Genomic DNA, 17226 nt, shown 5'->3' with positions numbered 1-17226 from the left:
CTATTACAGTTCTTCTATTATAATATTGTCATTTGTATATACACATATATTTGCTGCAATTTCTAAAGCTGCTTTAGCGATTTCTCTTGCCGTCAAATGTTCTCCAGCATATTGCTTTAATGCCCGCCCAGCCGCTAAAGCATAGTTGCCTCCTGAACCGATCGCCAAAATTCCATCATCCGGTTCAATGACTTCTCCGGTGCCAGAAATTAAAAGCAAGTGATTTTCATTCATCACAATCAGCATCGCTTCTAATCGGCGTAATATTTTATCACTGCGCCATTCTTTAGCCAATTCAACAGCCGCTCGTTGTAAGTTGCCATTAAATTCTTCAAGCTTACCTTCAAACATTTCAAACAGTGTAAATGCATCGGCAACAGAGCCGGCAAATCCGGCAAGCACTTTATCTTGAAATAATTTACGAACTTTTTTCGCTGTATGTTTCATGACAACGGCATTGCCAAACGTCACTTGGCCGTCTCCAGCCATCGCGCATTTCCCGTTATGTCGAATCGCAAAAATGGTCGTTGCGTGAAATTTCTCCACTTTGTATGAACCTCCTTACAATCGGCGGCTTTTTCTATGCCCGCGGATGTGTATGTAAATAAATATTGCGCAAACGATTTTTCGTTACATGAGTATAAACTTGTGTCGATGAAAGATGAGCATGCCCTAACAGCTCTTGAACCGTACGCATATCAGCACCTTCATTGAGAAGATGAGTCGCAAACGTATGTCTGAGAACATGCGGACTAATTTTCTGGGTAATCGCTGCCTTTTCTACTATTTCATTTAAAATATTGCGCACGCCGCGGGGGGTTAATGGATTCCCGCGAAAATTTAAAAATAAATATTTGTGACTCGTTTTTGCTTTTCGCAGCAGCTGTTCTCTTCCATCACGAATATACCGTTCGAGAGCCTCTTTTGCATAACTGCCGAACGGTACATAGCGCTGTTTCTTTCCTTTACCATGAACGAGAATCGTTGAAACAGAAAAATCGATGTCCGTAAGTTGGATTTGGCAGCATTCACTTACGCGTATTCCGGTCGCATATAAAAGCTCAATCAGCGCTTGATTGCGTTGACCGATAGCTGTATTTAAATCATTGACATGAAATAAACTTTCTAATTCCTCAGAATATAAAAATTTAGGAACTTTTTGCTCTTTTTTCGGCAAAGAAGCGAGTGAAAAAGGATTTTCCTCTACTTTTTTTTCACGCAACAAAAATTTATAAAAACTTCGCAAGCTGGAAATCTTTCTTGCAACTGAACGGCTTGCTTGATGCCTCTTATGCAAATCCGTTAAAAACAAGCGCACATCTGCATACGTTACTTCACTAAAGTCAGCGATGGCTTCCCGCTTCATAAATTCAATAAATTCTTCTATGTCGCGCTTGTAACACACAATAGTATATTCTGAATAATTTTTTTCAATTTGTAAATATTCAATAAACAAATTTAACGGAATTTTCACATTTTCCATGCGCAACACCTCACAAAGGCTACTAAATAGTAACATAATTCAGTAGCCCTTGCAATGAATTTTCATGATTTTTTTATAAAATTCTGAATTGTCTCTAAGGCTCTTTGAGCATATCGTTCATTTTTTTTCTTTTTGTCCTTGATTTTTTCATCAAGCGGAGCAAATAAGCCAAAATTGGCGTTCATCGGTTGAAAATGTTTTGGATTTGCCGATGTAATATAGTGCGCCATGCTTCCGATCGCTGTTTCTGGCGGAAAGACGACTAATTGCTTGCCAAGAACCAGATTAGCAGCATTGATTCCAGCAACTAGACCGGAAGCCGCTGACTCAACATACCCTTCCACGCCTGTCATTTGTCCGGCAAAAAATAAATCTTCGCGATATTTATATTGGTATGTTGGCTTGAGCAGCTTTGGCGAGTTGATAAACGTATTTCGATGCATAACACCGTATCGGACAATTTCAGCATTCTCAAGCCCAGGAATAAGGCGAATGACTTCTTTTTGCGCTCCCCATTTTAAATGCGTTTGAAAACCAACGATGTTATACAGCGTGCCTGCTGCGTCATCTTGGCGGAGCTGTACAACGGCAAATGGCCGTTTTCCTGTTCGCGGATCCTCTAAGCCAACCGGCTTCATCGGGCCAAATAATAACGTTTTTTTACCGCGTTGAGCCATCACTTCGATCGGCATGCAGCCTTCAAAATATATTTCTTTTTCAAACTCCTTTAACGGGACCGTTTCCGCGGAAATTAATGCTTCATAAAAGCGATCAAACTCTTCTTCCGTCATCGGACAGTTAATATAGGCTGCCTCCCCTTTATCATAACGGGATTTAAAATATACTTTTTCCATATCGATGCTGTCTTTTTCGACAATCGGAGCCGCTGCGTCATAAAAGTACAAATATTCTTCCCCAGTCAGCTCTTTTAATTTATCAGACAAAGCTTTTGACGTTAAAGGCCCTGTCGCAATGACGGTCGGACCTTCCGGTATGTCTGTTACTTCTTCGTTGATGACCGTCACGTTCGGATGGTTTTTAACTAACTCTGTCACTTTTGCAGCAAATTCATGACGGTCTACAGCAAGCGCTCCTCCTGCAGGAACGGAACATTCATCCGCAGCTTTAATAATAACAGAATTCAATCTGCGCATTTCCTCTTTTAAAACGCCGACTGCATTTGTTAGTGAATTAGCCCGCAGCGAATTGCTGCAAACAAGTTCCGCAAACTTATCCGTATGATGAGCCGGTGTTTGCTTGACCGGACGCATTTCATATAGACGCACTTGCACGCCGCGGTTCGCCAGCTGCCATGCTGCCTCACTGCCTGCGAGCCCCGCACCGATTACATTGACAATTGGTTGAGCCATCTTTTTTATTCCTCCTATTTTTACTAGCTGCACATAAAAGCGGTGAGGACCGTGGGCCGCTCACCGTTATGATTGTGGTTCCTCTTTATAATCACATTCCATACACTGTACTTGTACACCCTTTTTCAGCTTTTTTTCAACTAACATGCTGTCACATTTCGGACATGAACGGGCAAGCGGTTTATCCCATGAAACAAAATCGCATTCTGGAAAGCGGTCACATCCGTAAAAGATCCGCCTTTTCTTACTGCTTCGTTCAATAATGTTGCCTTCATGACAGCGCGGACATTTTACGCCGATTTCTTTTACGATTGGCTTTGTATGACGGCACTCTGGAAAATTGGAACATGCAACAAATTTCCCGAATTTCCCCATTTTATAAACCATCGGACTGCCGCATTGTTCACAGTCAATCCCGGCCGGTTCATCTTTTATTTCTACTTCTCTCATTTCTTTTTCCGCTATTTTAAGCCTCTTTTCAAATTCACGATAAAATTCATCGATAACTTTTACCCATTCCACTTTTCCTTCTTCAATTTCATCAAGACTTTTCTCCATTTTGGCAGTAAACTCAACATCCAATATTTCCGGGAAAAACTCTAAAATCAGTTCTAAAACAATTTCCCCTAGCTCCGTTGGTACGAATCGCTTGTTTTCCAATACAACATAATTTCTTTTTTGAATCGTGTCAAGTGTCGGTGCATATGTGGACGGTCTGCCGATTCCCAGCTCTTCTAACGTTTTTACTAAACGCGCTTCCGTATAACGAGGAGGTGGCTGTGTAAAATGCTGCTTCGGGATAATGTCTTTGCTGAAAACATTTTCTCCCTCTGTTAAATCCGGCAAGAGGCGATCTTGTTCATCGCTTTGATCATCTGTTCCTTCTACATATACTTTCATAAAGCCTGGAAATTTGATTTTTGAGCCTGTCGCCCGGAACAGCACCCCTTCATTCACCAGTTCGACACTCATTGTGTCAAGAAGCGCTGGAGCCATTTGACTGGCAACAAACCGCTCCCAAATTAGTTTATACAAACGGTACTGATCTCTAGTCAAATATTCTTTAATCGAATTTGGCTCTCTTAACGTGGAAGTAGGGCGAATCGCTTCATGAGCATCTTGAGTAGTTGTGCTCTTCTTTTCTTTTCTTTTTTCTTGTGAAACGTATTCTTTGCCAAATGTCGCTTCAATGTATGCCACCACTTCTTGCTGTGCCGTTTCCGATATCCGGGTTGAATCCGTTCTCATATATGTAATTAAACCGACCGTTCCTTCGCTTCCAAGGTCAATGCCTTCATATAGCTGTTGGGCGAGCATCATCGTTTTCTTTGTCCGAAAATTCAGCTTGCGTGCCGCTTCTTGTTGCAGCGAAGAAGTCGTAAACGGTGGAACCGGATTTCTTTTCCGTTCTTTTTTTGTTACGGTTTGAACGGTAAAACCGTTCCCTTTCATTCGGGCTAAAACTTGTTGAACGTCTTCCTCCGTTTTTAATTCAAGTTTTTTTCCATCAACTCCGTAAAAGGAAGCTTCAAATGTTTCGTTTCCTTTTAGAAACTCCCCTTGAATCGTCCAATATTCCTCCGGTTTAAATTCCTTAATTTCTTTTTCCCGATCAATAATTAATCTTAAAGCGACCGATTGCACTCGTCCAGCACTTAACCCTTTTTTCACTTTTTTCCAAAGGAGCGGACTTATATTATAGCCTACCAGTCTGTCAAGTACGCGACGAGCTTGCTGTGCATCGACTAAATGCATATTGATTGCCCGCGGATGTTTAAACGATTCTTTAATCGCATCTTTCGTAATTTCATTAAAAACGACACGGCAATCAGAATGAATGTCTAAATCAAGCATATGCGCTAAATGCCAAGCAATCGCTTCCCCTTCACGGTCAGGGTCGGCAGCAAGAAATACCTTCTTTGCTTTCTTCGCTGCTGTTTTTAAGTCTTTAATGACTGGTCCTTTGCCGCGAATCGTTATATATTTCGGCTCGTAATGATTATTTATATCAACGCCCATTTGGCTTTTTGGCAAGTCGCGAACATGTCCCATTGATGCTTTTACCTTATATTTTTTTCCTAAATATCTTTCAATTGTTTTTGCTTTAGCAGGTGATTCTACAATTACTAAATAGTCGGACATCCATCTTCCTCCCTTAAGAGGTAAAATTAAAATCTTCATTATTATTAATGATTCTTATCGTATTTGTCAAACAAGTTTATGAAAAATTTTCAGGCTTCTTTATTTTAATGGAAAAAGATAGGTAAATTCGTCGGTAATATCTTCGGAACATAATACTAATTTTGCTCCCTGCTGAATGAGGCGGTTCGTTCCTTTTGCCTGCTCTAAAAAGATGGAGCCCGGAACGGCAAATACTTCTCTTCCTTGTTCTAACGCCATCTGAGCAGTAATCAACGAACCGCTCCGTTCGTTTGCCTGGATGACAACCGTTCCAAGCGAAAGTCCGCTAATAATGCGGTTGCGCAACGGAAACTGCCATTTTTGCGGCTTTATATGCGGCGGATATTCCGAAATAAGAAGATGGTTTTTCATTATTTCATTAGCTAAGGCAAGATTTGTTTTCGGATAAATATGGGATAATCCCCCGGCAATCACAGCAATGGTTTTTCCACCATATTGGATGGCCGCTTGATGAGCAGCCGTATCAATACCTGAAGCAAGTCCACTGACGATCATCCATCCTTTTTTCACTAATGGCCAAACAAGTGATTGCACTGCCTGCAAACCCTCGCTTGTCGGCGTTCGTGTACCGACAACGCTGATGAGTTTATGCACGTTCATCCATTCCACATTTCCTTTTGCATACAAGACCCATGGTGGATCATATATATTCTTTAACAAGTCAGGATATTCTTGATCTAATATCGTCACGATATGAATATTTTTTTCCCTATATGTTTTTATCATACTTTGAATCGAGATGGAATGTAAATCTTGGTAAAATAATAAACTTTGTTCTTTCGTAATGGAGAGGTAAGAGGCAAGAGTTGTGTAAGGGAGGGTAAAAATCGAGGAAAGTGAGGAATCGAGCTGAAATAGACGGGCAATCGATTTCCAGCCAACACCGCGACAATGGTGAAGATGAACGAGCCGTTCACGTACAGACGAATACATCGAATTCTCCTTTCTCTATTCCTAAGAAAATAATCCCACATGGAAACGAAAATACGCTCCATGTGGGACTTTTGACATTAATGAGTTTTACATTTTTCGTAAAGACCTTGTTCTTTAAGAACAGAAATTAACGTTTCGCCGATTACAGCTGGTGTTTCCGCTACTTTAATGCCGCACTCGTTCATTTTCTTAATTTTTTCCGCTGCTGTTCCTTTACCGCCGGAAATGATCGCACCAGCATGTCCCATCCGTTTTCCTGGAGGCGCTGTTTGACCGCCAATGAAGCCGACAACAGGTTTTTTCATGTTCGCTTTTACCCATTCAGCTGCTTCTTCTTCAGCAGTACCGCCGATTTCGCCAATCATGATAACAGCGTATGTTTCTTCGTCTTCATTAAACGCTTTTAATACATCGATAAAGTTTGTTCCGTTCACAGGGTCACCGCCGATGCCAACCGCTGTTGATTGACCGATACCTGCTTGTGTTAACTGATGAACAGCCTCATATGTTAATGTACCAGAGCGGGACACGATACCAACGTGACCTTTTTTATGAATGTAACCAGGCATAATGCCGATTTTACATTCCTCAGGCGTAATAACACCCGGGCAGTTTGGTCCGATTAAACGCGTTTTCTTGCCTTCCATGTAACGTTTTACTTTGACCATATCAAGCACAGGAATGCCTTCTGTAATGCAAACGACAAGATCTAATTCCGCATCGACTGCTTCCATAATCGCATCAGCAGCAAATGCAGGAGGAACGTAAATAACGGATGCGTTTGCTCCTGTTTTCTCTACCGCTTCGGAAACTGTATCAAATACAGGAACACCTTCCACTTCTGTGCCGCCTTTTCCTGGCGTCACGCCGCCAACGATTTTCGTTCCGTATTCTAACATTTGCTTTGTATGGAATAACCCTTGAGAACCTGTAATTCCTTGTACAATTACTTTTGTATCCTTATTAACAAAAACGCTCATATTTCTCCCCCGCCTTCTTATCCTACTAATTCCACGATTTTTTGTGCGCCGTCAGCCATTGACTCAGCAGCCGTAATATTTAGTCCAGACTCTTCTAAAATTTTCTTACCTAATTCAACGTTCGTTCCTTCCAAACGAACAACAAGCGGAAGTTCTAAACCAACTTGTTTTGTCGCTTCAACGATACCGTTGGCAATCACATCACACTTCATGATGCCGCCGAAAATATTAACAAAAATGCCTTTTACTTTCGGATCAGAAAGAATGATTTTGAATGCTTCTGTTACTTTTTCTGTCGTTGCACCTCCGCCGACATCCAAGAAGTTTGCCGGCTCTCCACCGTAATATTTGATAATATCCATCGTCGCCATCGCAAGACCGGCACCGTTGACCATGCAGCCGATATTTCCATCAAGGGCGATGTAGTTTAAGTCATATTTAGATGCTTCAATTTCTTTTGGATCTTCTTCATCTAAATCACGGTATTCTAAAATGTCTTTATGACGGTATAACGCATTAGAGTCAAAATTTAATTTCGCATCAAGCGCCATGACTTTGCCGTCTCCTGTTACAACAAGCGGGTTAATTTCCGCAATGGAGCAGTCTTTTTCTACAAAAACTTGATAAAGCCCCATCATAAATTTAACTGCTTGATTCACTAATTCTTTTGGAATATTGATGTTAAACGCCATACGGCGAGCTTGGAACGCCTGTAAGCCGACAGCAGGGTCGATGTATTCTTTAAAAATTTTCTCTGGTGTTTTCGCCGCTACTTCCTCAATTTCTGTTCCGCCTTCTTCAGAACCCATTAAAACAACGCGGGAAGTCGCGCGATCGACTACTAATCCAATATAATACTCTTTCTTAATATCGCATCCTTCCTCGATAAGAAGGCGCTTTACTTCTTTTCCTTCAGGTCCTGTTTGGTGAGTAACAAGCACTTTGCCTAACAATTCGCTTGCATATGTACGAACTTCATCTAAACTTTTCGCTACTTTTACCCCTCCGGCTTTTCCGCGTCCACCGGCATGAATTTGCGCCTTTACAACACAAACTTTGCTTCCCAGCTCTTTTGCCGCTTCCACTGCTTCTTCAACGGTAAATGCAACGCGGCCGTTTGGCACTGCAACCCCATAGCTTCTGAGGATCTCTTTGCCTTGATACTCATGAATATTCATATCCCATCCTCCTATGTATAAAAATAAAAATACTAGCGCTTTCATTGTATAATGTCACTTTACACATTGTCTACCTTTTTGACACAAAATTCAAAAATCCTGCAACTCAATAAAAAAATAAGAGGCAACGCTCTTAATTTTACAAAATTTTATTATTCTTCTTCCGCTAACCGCCTTTCGACACGATAAACAAACGCGAAAATTTCCGCTACAACTTGATATAATTCTTCTGGTATCGTTTCATTAATCTGCAGCTGGCTTAACATTTCTACAAGCGATGCATCTTCGTGTATAGGCACTTGATGCTCTTTTGCCGTTTCGATAATTTTTTCAGCAACATATCCTTTTCCTTTCGCTGTAACAACAGGAGCTTCATCTCGGTCAGGACGATATGTCAAGGCGATCGCTTGCTTTATTTTTTGCTTTTCATTCATATGCGATAATCCACCCCTGAATATGTTCCTTGTGTCAATTGTACAGCCGAAAAGCGAAGAAGTGAATCATCACGTTGATGTTGTTTCACCGGTTGAACAACCTTTACGGCCGATAGTTTATAGCGAAGTTTTTCAAAATTTTCTTTTAGCATTGGCTGCATCGAAGCGATGATGGGCTCCAATCCCGTTACTTCTGTCATTATCGAAATGTTTACGACACGCTTTTGAATATGAACGTCAATAATGGTTTCTTTTAAAAACGGCAGCTGTAAATAAAAGAGGATACGGCAATAGTTTGGATCAATTTGACCGTTTTCCTGCTTCTTCCCGTGCCATTGCACGGTCACATCTGTTAGCTGTTCCCCTAATCGCAAAGGAAGCTGCAAAAAGATATGTTGAATCGGTCCTTGTTCCTGGCTGAGCAACTGCTGGGCTGTCAGGCGATGGATGACCGGTTCAACGGCCTCCTTGACGACAGAATGAGAAGAAAACTCTTGCAGTACCTTTAACAACAGCGGCTTTAACTCGTCAAATGATGCGTCTTTCATCGTTTTGGCCTTGACCGCAGATTGTAAGTCAGCCTCATACTGCAATCCAAGCGATTGAATCATTTGTTTCATTTCTTTTGCAAGCCTGTCTCCAACGCTGCCATTCCAGTCATCCATATCGTTCAAAATGATGGTTTCGAGTAACTGACGCTCACTTTTTGATAAATGTTTGTCAAATAGCAATGATTTATACTGCTCTATCAATTTTGTTTCATTGATTTCTTCTGTTTGCAAAAGTGACAAGAGAAAACGAAACTGCCGCTCATATTGTTCGTTGTTTTCCAAGCGGAGCGCTGTTTGCAGACGGGCAACGATTTCCGCTAATTGTTTTTTTACTCCCGTGCTGTCAGGAGAAGACTGCTCCGCTTCAAACAGCTGTTTTCCGGCTGTTTGTAATATGTCCTTCTCCGTCCTTTCTTGCGGAAAAATACCAAGTTTTTGAAGAAGCGAAAAGGCTTGCTGTGCGTCCGTCTGTTTCGTGTTCAGCCAATGTGCCAGCAGCGAAAGATTCCATTGTTTTGCCGTGCCTTTTACCTGTCCCTCAAGCAGCATATTTAATTTCTCTAATAGCTTTTGAACCGTTTCTGTCCGCTGCGGTAAGCTTTCCAATACGTCTCTTACATAAATTAACTGCTTATAAAACGGCTGTGAATTTCCCAGCGACTTCATCGCTTCAAATGTTTCTTTTGTAAATGGCAGGTTGTTTTCATAAATTAATTTGATTGCTTGCAAAGCAGCATCTGTATATTCTGTTTTCTCTATCCATTGCGCTGCTTGAAGAAGATGTTTTTTAATGATCGGAAGGTTTTGCTTAAGCAAAAAGCGCAATAAGCGGCCGGCATCATCCGACAGACTCCACTTTTTGAGCAATTGTTCAGCGGCGTATTCCTCTTTATTTTGACTATCCAACAGCGGCTGCTCGAATTGCTCTAATACTTTTAGCGTTAACGTTTGATTGTCATACAAGACTTGAAACCAATATTGTGCATTTACCGTAAGAGGTGTTTCCAGTTTGGCAACAAAGCTATGTCTGCCGATTTGCACAACCGCTGTATGATTTGGATAAATTTTATTTACTTTTCCGTACACAATTTGCTCGTGTCGTAACGTACCTTCTTTTGCTCCTTGAAAAGAATGGTGCGCCAATGCCAATAATGATTGAATATTTTGAAGCATAGCTCTCTTTACTCCTTTTGTATTTGCATTGCTTCGCGGACAGGTGCAAATGATTTTCGATGTTCAGAAATGATTCCGTATTTTTGTATTGCTTCTAAATGTTCTTTCGTTCCATATCCCATATGTTTTTCAAATCCATATTCGGGATATTGATTTCCTAGTTCTTTCATAAAGCGATCGCGTGTTACCTTGGCAATGATCGAACTTGCCGCAATGGAAATGCTATTGGCATCTCCTTTGACGATTGAAAGCTGCGGGAAGGAAACGGGCAGTTCCATCGCATCAATCAATAAGTAATCAGGTTGTGGTGTTAATTGTTGCACAGCCTGCACCATCGCTTTCTTTGTTGCTTGATAAATATTGAGCTGATCAATTTCCGCAGCTGAAACCACTCCTATGCCGATTGAAACAGCACAATTCATAATTTGCGTATAAAGCTCCTCACGTTTCGATTCTGACAGTTTCTTCGAATCGTTTAAGCCCGGCAAATAGACATGTTTCGGCAAAATGACGGCGGCGGCAACAACCGGACCAGCAATCGGGCCCCTCCCCACTTCATCAACACCTGCTATATATTGAACGTTTTGCTCATACAGCTCCCGCTCATAGCGTGACATTTGTTCAAATCGTGCTTTTTGCGCGGCTTCAAGTTCTTTTTGCTTATGCCAGCGCACAACAAGCTTTTGGACGCTTTTTCGTTCATCCGCACAAATGTGTTGAAATCTAGGGTCCTGTTCGTCAGTAATCGCTGCTAATATTTGCTCAATCTCTTTCACCGTTTGTTTTCCCATTTTTAATGACTCACTTTCCTCTCTTATATTATTTATATCGTCAACCATCGCGAAAAAATAAAGAGGCTGACCTAAAAGCAAAGTGTCAGCCTCCCAATACAATGACGTAAACAAACAGATATGTGGTTATAGACATGTAAGGTCAGACACTTATAGGTCATCCTCTTTTTCGCTATTCATTTGGTTTTTCAAAGCTCAGCCGTCCCAGCTTTTCTGTGCGTATTTCACGCAATACAAGCTCGGCTACTTTGTCGTAATCGACTAATCCGCCGCTCATTAAGCAGCCGCGACGTCTGCCGATTTCGTCAAAAAGAGCCGCAATGTCTTCGGGGATTTCAGTAAGCGAATAGCGCTCCTTTAACCGATCCGGGTAATGTTGTTTTAAAAAGTTTAACGCATAGACAGCAACATCCTGTAAATTTAAAATCGTATCTTTAATTGCTCCCGTTGTCGCAAGCTTCAGTCCAACTTCTTCATCTTCAAATTTCGGCCATAAAATCCCCGGAGTATCCAACAGCTCCATTTCTTTGCCTACCTTAATCCATTGCTGTGCCTTTGTTACTCCCGGCTTATCTCCTGTTTTTGCAATATGTTTTCCAGCTAGCCGGTTAATTAACGTCGACTTCCCGACGTTGGGAATACCGACAATTAACGCACGCATCGCCCTTGGATTTTTAATTCCTTTTGCCACCATTTTTTCAAATTTCGGCTTCAACATTTCTTTCGCTGCAGCAACAATTTGTTTTACCCCTGTTCCCGCTTGCGAATCGATGGCTAACGCTTTTATATGCCGCTTTTGAAAAAAGGCAATCCATTGCTGCGTAATTTCTTCATCAGCCATATCAGCTTTATTTAACAGCATAATCCGCGGCTTATTCACAAGAATTTCATCAATCATCGGGTTTCTCGATGACGTCGGAATGCGCGCATCAACAAGTTCAAAAACAATATCAATGAACTTTAATTTTTCTTGAACTTCGCGTTTTGCTTTGGCCATATGGCCAGGAAACCATTGAATCGTCATCAATGCCACCTACTTACTTGTCTATATTCTATTGAACAATACGAATGTCCGAAAGAGGCCAATAAACAATATTCGTTTTGCCTACGACCTTGTCCATCGGAATAAATCCGATATGACGGCTGTCTTTGCTAAAGCGGCGGTTATCCCCCATAACAAACAGATGGCCCTCCGGCACCGTTTCTTTGCCGGTGATTTCCTCTAACGTAAACGGCTCCGTTAATGGACCGTCAATCACTTGTTTCTTATATTTGTCTAAATACGGCTCTTTATATGCTTTGCCATTAACGTATAAAGTATCATTTTTATACTCAATCCGGTCCCCCGGCAAACCGATGACCCGTTTGATATAATCTTTCCCCTCTTCCGCATGAAAAACAATAATATCAAAACGCTTTGGATCCCCAATCTTATAAGATAGTTTGTTAACAATCATTCGATCATGATCATGCAGAGTCGGCATCATCGAAAGCCCGTCGACAATGATTGGAGCGAAAACAAAATAGCGAATCCCTCCCGCAAGAAGAACAGCAATTACAATCGCTTTTAGCCACTCCCAAGCTTCATTTTTTTTCTTCGTCATCCTGCTCCCACCTAATTTCGTTAATGTACGTAATTTTATATTATCATAATTATGGATCAAGTCCTAAATGAAATATTGTACTTGTATGTGCGTAGAAAAGAAGGAGCTTGATAAACAAGCTCCTTCTTTTCGGTCTATAAGACTTTAGATCAACAAAACTTTTAACGTTTTTCTTAATTGTCTAGCTCCGACGCCTAGCTCTTTATGCCAAACCAGTCCCCTCCCTCGAAGTGTCGAGCACTTCTGCGGGTGAAGAACATTTGGCTTCAAGAGCTAACCGCGACGTCTCCGCTTTTCCTGAATTAGCGAATTTCTTTAATACGCGCAGCTTTACCGCGAAGTTGACGTAAATAGTAAAGTTTCGCACGACGTACTTTACCGCGGCGAACAACTTCCAACTTCGCAATTTTTGGCGTATGCACTGGGAATGTACGCTCAACACCTACACCGTAAGACACTTTACGAACTGTAAATGTTTCGCTAATTCCAGCACCACGACGCTTAATGACGATTCCTTCAAACACCTGAATGCGCTCACGGTTTCCTTCAACAACTTTTACATGTACGCGAACCGTGTCGCCAGGGCGGAAGTCAGGTAAGTCTGTTCTTAACTGCTCTTTCGTAATTTCTTGAATTAAATGATGCATCGTATTCAACTCCTTCCAACAGATGCTCATGACAATGCTTTTTCATCATTGCAGCGGAACATCGTTTTCAAAACTTAGATCAGCGACCTAAGTCACAACGATTATACTAACATAAAGTTGTATCGTATGCAATAGTTACCGTTTGTTTTTTTCAAATTCCTCAAGCCACTTTTTTTGTTTTTCTGTTAATGGATATTGTGCAAGCAAATCAGGCCTGCGCAAATAAGTGCGGCGCAACGATTCCTTCTCGCGCCATTCCGCGATGAGCTGATGATTGCCGGAAAGAAGCACTTCCGGTACTTTCATGCCGCGAAAATCGGCCGGACGTGTATAATGAGGGTGTTCCAACAGCCCGCAACTATATGAGTCTTGTACAGGTGAATCTTCATTTCCTAACACACCGGGCAATAAGCGGACAACGCTATCGACAATGACCATCGCCCCAAGCTCGCCGCCAGTAAGGATGTAATCGCCAATCGAAATTTCATCTGTCACTAAATGTTCACGTATACGTTCATCATATCCTTCATAATGACCGCAAATGAATATTAAGTGCTCCTCTTTGGCAAGCTCTTCCGCCTTTTTTTGCGTATACCGTTCCCCTTGAGGACATAGCAAAATAATTCGCGGCTGAGTGGAACTGTTTTTTGTTATATGTTCAACGGCAGCAAAAATCGGTTCCGGCTTTAACACCATGCCGGCACCGCCGCCATATGGATAATCGTCCACCGTTTTATGCTTGTTATCAGCAAACTCGCGAAAATTAATGACATTTAAAGAAACCGCCTGCTTCTCCTGTGCCTTTTTTAAAATCGATTCACTAAACACACCGGAAAACATATTCGGAAATAACGTCAATATGTCGATTCTCATTATTCAAGCAATCCTTCCATTGGATGGATGGTGATGAGTTTCTCTTTTACGTCAACATGTTTTACCACATCAGAAATATATGGAATTAAAATCTCCTTTCCACCCTTACCTTTCACCACCCATACGTCATTCGCACCAGGAGTTAAAATTTCTTTCACCGTACCAACCGTCTCACCTTGCTCAGTAACAACCGTACAGCCGATAATTTCATGAAAATAATATTCTCCTTCTTCCAGCTCCCCAAGCTGGCTTTCCGGAATTTTAATCATCGCTCCTTTAAATTTTTCGACTAAATTGATGTTGTCATAACCTTCAAAGGAAAGTAAGTCAAACGATTTATGAACACGGTGGCTTTTTACTTTTACTTCGACTGGATCACTCGCATTGTCCATAAAAATATAAAGCGTATTTCCCGTTTTATATCTCTCATCAGCAAAATCGGTTTTTGAGATGACGCGCACTTCGCCTCTAATTCCGTGTGTATTCACGATTTTTCCGACGTTAAACCATCTTTCCATATCCTAACCACCTCTGCTCTAACGAATTTCTTTTACAATGCCGTCTTCAATGATAATCGTTTTTGGTGCGATGATTTCTTCCCATTTATCTCCTATATTTACCTCAACAAGAGCTTGTATTTCCCGCTCTTTCAATTCACTTCCTAACGGTAGGATATGTAATTGTTCAATCTGAAAATCGAGAAGTTTCATTTTCTCGAGCCTGTCGTTTATTTCTTTTTCAAAATGTTGTTTAAGAAGCAACGGAGAATGTTTTTTTGCTTTTTCCAATCGTTTTAATTCAAACCGAAGCTGTTCACATTGTTGCTGTAAACTTCGCTTTCTCTCTTCGAATTTTTTTAGCAATTTCGCTTTGCTTTCCTCAGTCAATATTTGTTTTACTTCCACCGTTTGAATAATTTTCATTGACACACCCCTAACAAGCAAAGTTGGAAGGCGAGATTTGCCTCTTCATATACAGTAAAACTACAGTAAAACTCTCGGGTGTCTGTAAGCCAATATATAAAAAAGGGGAGGATAATCCTCACCCTTTGTCTTCAACGTGCAAAACGACGCGCTTCGGCTGCTGTGATGCAGCTGCATACACAACAGTCCGAATCGCATGAATCGTGCGTCCTTGCTTGCCAATCACCTTTCCGATATCGTCTTTATGAACGGAAAGATGGTACGTAATCGTGTTTTCGTTGGAAGATTCCGTTACAACAACGTCTTCCGGATGGTCCACAAGCGCTTGTACGATTGTTTGAATAAGTTCTTTCATTTACATCACGAATCTTATTTTCCGTATTTTAAGTTATGGAATTTCTCTAAAATTCCTTGTTTAGAGAAAAGGTTGCGGACTGTGTCAGATGGTTTTGCACCATTTTGCAACCATTTTAATGCCAACTCTTCGTTAATGTTGATTTGCGCTGGTTCTGCAACAGGGTTGTAAGTACCGATTGTTTCGATAAAACGACCATCGCGCGGAGAACGAGAGTCAGCTACTACGATACGATAGAAAGGTGATTTTTTCGCACCCATGCGTTTTAAACGAATTTTTACTGCCATTCCTTAAGCACCTCCGAAAATATTTCACACAAGATAGTATATTAACAATAATAAACTAGTTTGTAAAGTGTTTTTTCTTAACACATTATAACTTACATAAAAGGAAATCTAAACCCTTTTTTCTTTCCTTTCGTCATGGTTGACATCATTTTCATCATTTTCTTCATTTCTTCAAATTGCTTTAATAAGCGATTGACCTCTTGGACAGATGTGCCGCTTCCTTTCGCAATCCGCTTTTTACGGCTTGCATTAATAATTTCTGGATTTGCCTTTTCTTCTTTTGTCATCGAACGAATAATCGCTTCCACGCGGCCGATCTGTTTTTCATCGATTTGAATGTTGTTTAAACCTTTAATTTTGTTGGCACCCGGAAGCATTTTAATAATTTCATCCAATGGTCCCATTTTTCTGACTTGACCGAGCTGCTCGAGAAAATCGTCAAAGGTGAATGACATCGTCCGCATTTTTTGCTCAAGCTCTTTCGCTTTTTCTTCATCGATCGCCGCCTGTGCTTTTTCGATGAGCGACAATACGTCGCCCATTCCTAAAATCCTTGACGCCATGCGTTCCGGGTGGAACGGCTCAAGCGCATCCAGCTTTTCTCCCATACCGACAAATTTAATCGGCGTATTCGTCACTGCTTTAATCGACAATGCCGCCCCGCCGCGCGTATCGCCATCGAGTTTTGTTAATATGACTCCCGTCAAGCCTAATTGCTCATTAAAGCTTTGGGCGACATTTACCGCATCTTGCCCGGTCATGGCATCGACGACAAGGAAAATCTCATCCGGCTTTGTCACTTCTTTAATTTGTTTTAATTCATCCATAAGCGCTTCATCAATATGAAGACGTCCGGCCGTATCAATTAAAACATAATCATAATGTTCTTCCTTCGCTTTAGCTAACGCTTGTTTGGCAATTTCCACCGGACTTACTTGATCGCCAAGGGAAAACACCGGCATGTTCAGTTGTTTGCCTAGCGTTTCAAGCTGCTTAATCGCCGCCGGACGATAAATATCGGCAGCGACTAAAAGCGGTTTACGATTGTACTTTTTGCGTAAAAGATTCGCCAGCTTTCCTGTCGTCGTCGTTTTTCCGGCCCCTTGCAAACCGACCATCATAATGACGGTCGGCGGACGGGTTGCGACGGCAATTTTGCTTTGCTCTCCGCCCATAAGCGCCGTCAATTCTTCTTTTACGACTTTAATCACTTGCTGCCCAGGCGTTAAGCTTTTTAATACTTCTTGACCGACGGCACGTTCACTTACACGTTTAATAAAGTCTTTCACCACTTTGAAGTTCACATCCGCTTCCAATAAAGCGAGACGGACTTCACGCATCATCTCTTTTACATCCGCTTCCGTGACTTTCCCTTTGCCACGGATTTTGTTCATGACGCTTTGCAGACGGTCGGCTAATCCTTCAAATGCCATCCATTACCG

General features: G+C 41.5%; 19 protein-coding genes. All 19 read right to left on the bottom strand.

Features of this window, described 5'->3' with window-relative positions; all coding sequences use genetic code 11:
• Positions 1-3 precede the first annotated feature (3 nt).
• Positions 4-546: an ATP-dependent protease subunit HslV gene (hslV, locus tag B0I26_RS01545; protein WP_111643712.1), complete on the bottom strand. Its 543-nt coding sequence runs from the start codon at positions 544-546 to the stop codon at positions 4-6.
• Between the two features lie 34 nt (positions 547-580).
• On the bottom strand, positions 581-1483 hold the full coding sequence (gene xerC, locus B0I26_RS01540; protein WP_111643711.1) for a tyrosine recombinase XerC: 903 nt from the start codon (positions 1481-1483) through the stop codon (positions 581-583).
• A gap of 62 nt (positions 1484-1545) precedes the next feature.
• Positions 1546-2886, bottom strand: coding sequence for an FADH(2)-oxidizing methylenetetrahydrofolate--tRNA-(uracil(54)-C(5))-methyltransferase TrmFO (gene trmFO, locus B0I26_RS01535; RefSeq protein ID WP_409991396.1), 1341 nt, complete (start codon positions 2884-2886; stop codon positions 1546-1548).
• Between the two features lie 33 nt (positions 2887-2919).
• Complete coding sequence (topA, locus tag B0I26_RS01530; RefSeq protein WP_111643709.1) at positions 2920-4995, bottom strand: type I DNA topoisomerase; 2076 nt, start codon at positions 4993-4995, stop codon at positions 2920-2922.
• Between the two features lie 99 nt (positions 4996-5094).
• Positions 5095-5988 carry a DNA-processing protein DprA gene (dprA, locus tag B0I26_RS01525; protein ID WP_111643708.1) on the bottom strand — a complete coding sequence of 298 codons (894 nt, stop codon included), beginning with the start codon at positions 5986-5988 and terminating at the stop codon, positions 5095-5097.
• Positions 5989-6065: 77 nt separating this feature from the next.
• Entirely contained in the window at positions 6066-6968 is a 903-nt protein-coding gene (sucD, locus tag B0I26_RS01520; RefSeq protein ID WP_111643707.1) for a succinate--CoA ligase subunit alpha, read from the bottom strand.
• Between the two features lie 17 nt (positions 6969-6985).
• A complete protein-coding gene (sucC, locus tag B0I26_RS01515; RefSeq protein ID WP_111643706.1) occupies positions 6986-8146 on the bottom strand; it encodes an ADP-forming succinate--CoA ligase subunit beta in 1161 nt (386 codons plus the stop codon).
• 152 nt (positions 8147-8298) lie between these two features.
• Positions 8299-8580 (bottom strand): EscU/YscU/HrcU family type III secretion system export apparatus switch protein, encoded by a 282-nt coding sequence (locus B0I26_RS01510; protein ID WP_111643705.1) that lies wholly within the window; start codon positions 8578-8580, stop codon positions 8299-8301.
• Positions 8577-10304, bottom strand: coding sequence for a hypothetical protein (locus tag B0I26_RS01505; RefSeq protein ID WP_111643704.1), 1728 nt, complete (start codon positions 10302-10304; stop codon positions 8577-8579). The genes B0I26_RS01510 and B0I26_RS01505 overlap by 4 nt, the downstream gene beginning before the upstream one ends.
• An 8-nt stretch (positions 10305-10312) precedes the next feature.
• On the bottom strand, positions 10313-11095 hold the full coding sequence (locus B0I26_RS01500) for a ribonuclease HII (protein ID WP_111643893.1): 783 nt from the start codon (positions 11093-11095) through the stop codon (positions 10313-10315).
• A 172-nt stretch (positions 11096-11267) separates the two neighbouring features.
• Positions 11268-12128: a ribosome biogenesis GTPase YlqF gene (ylqF, locus tag B0I26_RS01495; RefSeq protein ID WP_181502662.1), complete on the bottom strand. Its 861-nt coding sequence runs from the start codon at positions 12126-12128 to the stop codon at positions 11268-11270.
• 19 nt (positions 12129-12147) lie between these two features.
• Complete coding sequence (gene lepB / locus B0I26_RS01490) at positions 12148-12699, bottom strand: signal peptidase I (RefSeq protein WP_111643702.1); 552 nt, start codon at positions 12697-12699, stop codon at positions 12148-12150.
• 302 nt (positions 12700-13001) lie between these two features.
• Positions 13002-13346: a 50S ribosomal protein L19 gene (gene rplS / locus B0I26_RS01485; RefSeq protein ID WP_111643701.1), complete on the bottom strand. Its 345-nt coding sequence runs from the start codon at positions 13344-13346 to the stop codon at positions 13002-13004.
• 135 nt (positions 13347-13481) lie between these two features.
• Positions 13482-14219, bottom strand: a complete 738-nt coding sequence (trmD, locus tag B0I26_RS01480) for a tRNA (guanosine(37)-N1)-methyltransferase TrmD (RefSeq protein WP_111643700.1) — start codon at positions 14217-14219, stop codon at positions 13482-13484.
• Entirely contained in the window at positions 14219-14737 is a 519-nt protein-coding gene (rimM, locus tag B0I26_RS01475; protein ID WP_111643699.1) for a ribosome maturation factor RimM, read from the bottom strand. The genes trmD and rimM overlap by 1 nt, the downstream gene beginning before the upstream one ends.
• An 18-nt stretch (positions 14738-14755) precedes the next feature.
• Positions 14756-15142: a YlqD family protein gene (locus B0I26_RS01470; protein WP_111643698.1), complete on the bottom strand. Its 387-nt coding sequence runs from the start codon at positions 15140-15142 to the stop codon at positions 14756-14758.
• A 118-nt stretch (positions 15143-15260) separates the two neighbouring features.
• A complete protein-coding gene (locus B0I26_RS01465; protein ID WP_111643697.1) occupies positions 15261-15497 on the bottom strand; it encodes a KH domain-containing protein in 237 nt (78 codons plus the stop codon).
• A gap of 14 nt (positions 15498-15511) precedes the next feature.
• Positions 15512-15784 carry a 30S ribosomal protein S16 gene (gene rpsP / locus B0I26_RS01460; RefSeq protein ID WP_111643696.1) on the bottom strand — a complete coding sequence of 91 codons (273 nt, stop codon included), beginning with the start codon at positions 15782-15784 and terminating at the stop codon, positions 15512-15514.
• A 92-nt stretch (positions 15785-15876) separates the two neighbouring features.
• Positions 15877-17217 (bottom strand): signal recognition particle protein, encoded by a 1341-nt coding sequence (gene ffh, locus B0I26_RS01455; RefSeq protein WP_111643695.1) that lies wholly within the window; start codon positions 17215-17217, stop codon positions 15877-15879.
• Between the last annotated feature and the right edge of the window lie 9 nt (positions 17218-17226).

Source organism: Paranoxybacillus vitaminiphilus (assembly GCF_003259935.1).
In the GTDB taxonomy this organism is placed as follows: Bacteria; Bacillota; Bacilli; order Bacillales; family Anoxybacillaceae; genus Paranoxybacillus; species Paranoxybacillus vitaminiphilus.
This window is presented reverse-complemented; position numbering and strand designations above follow the sequence as displayed.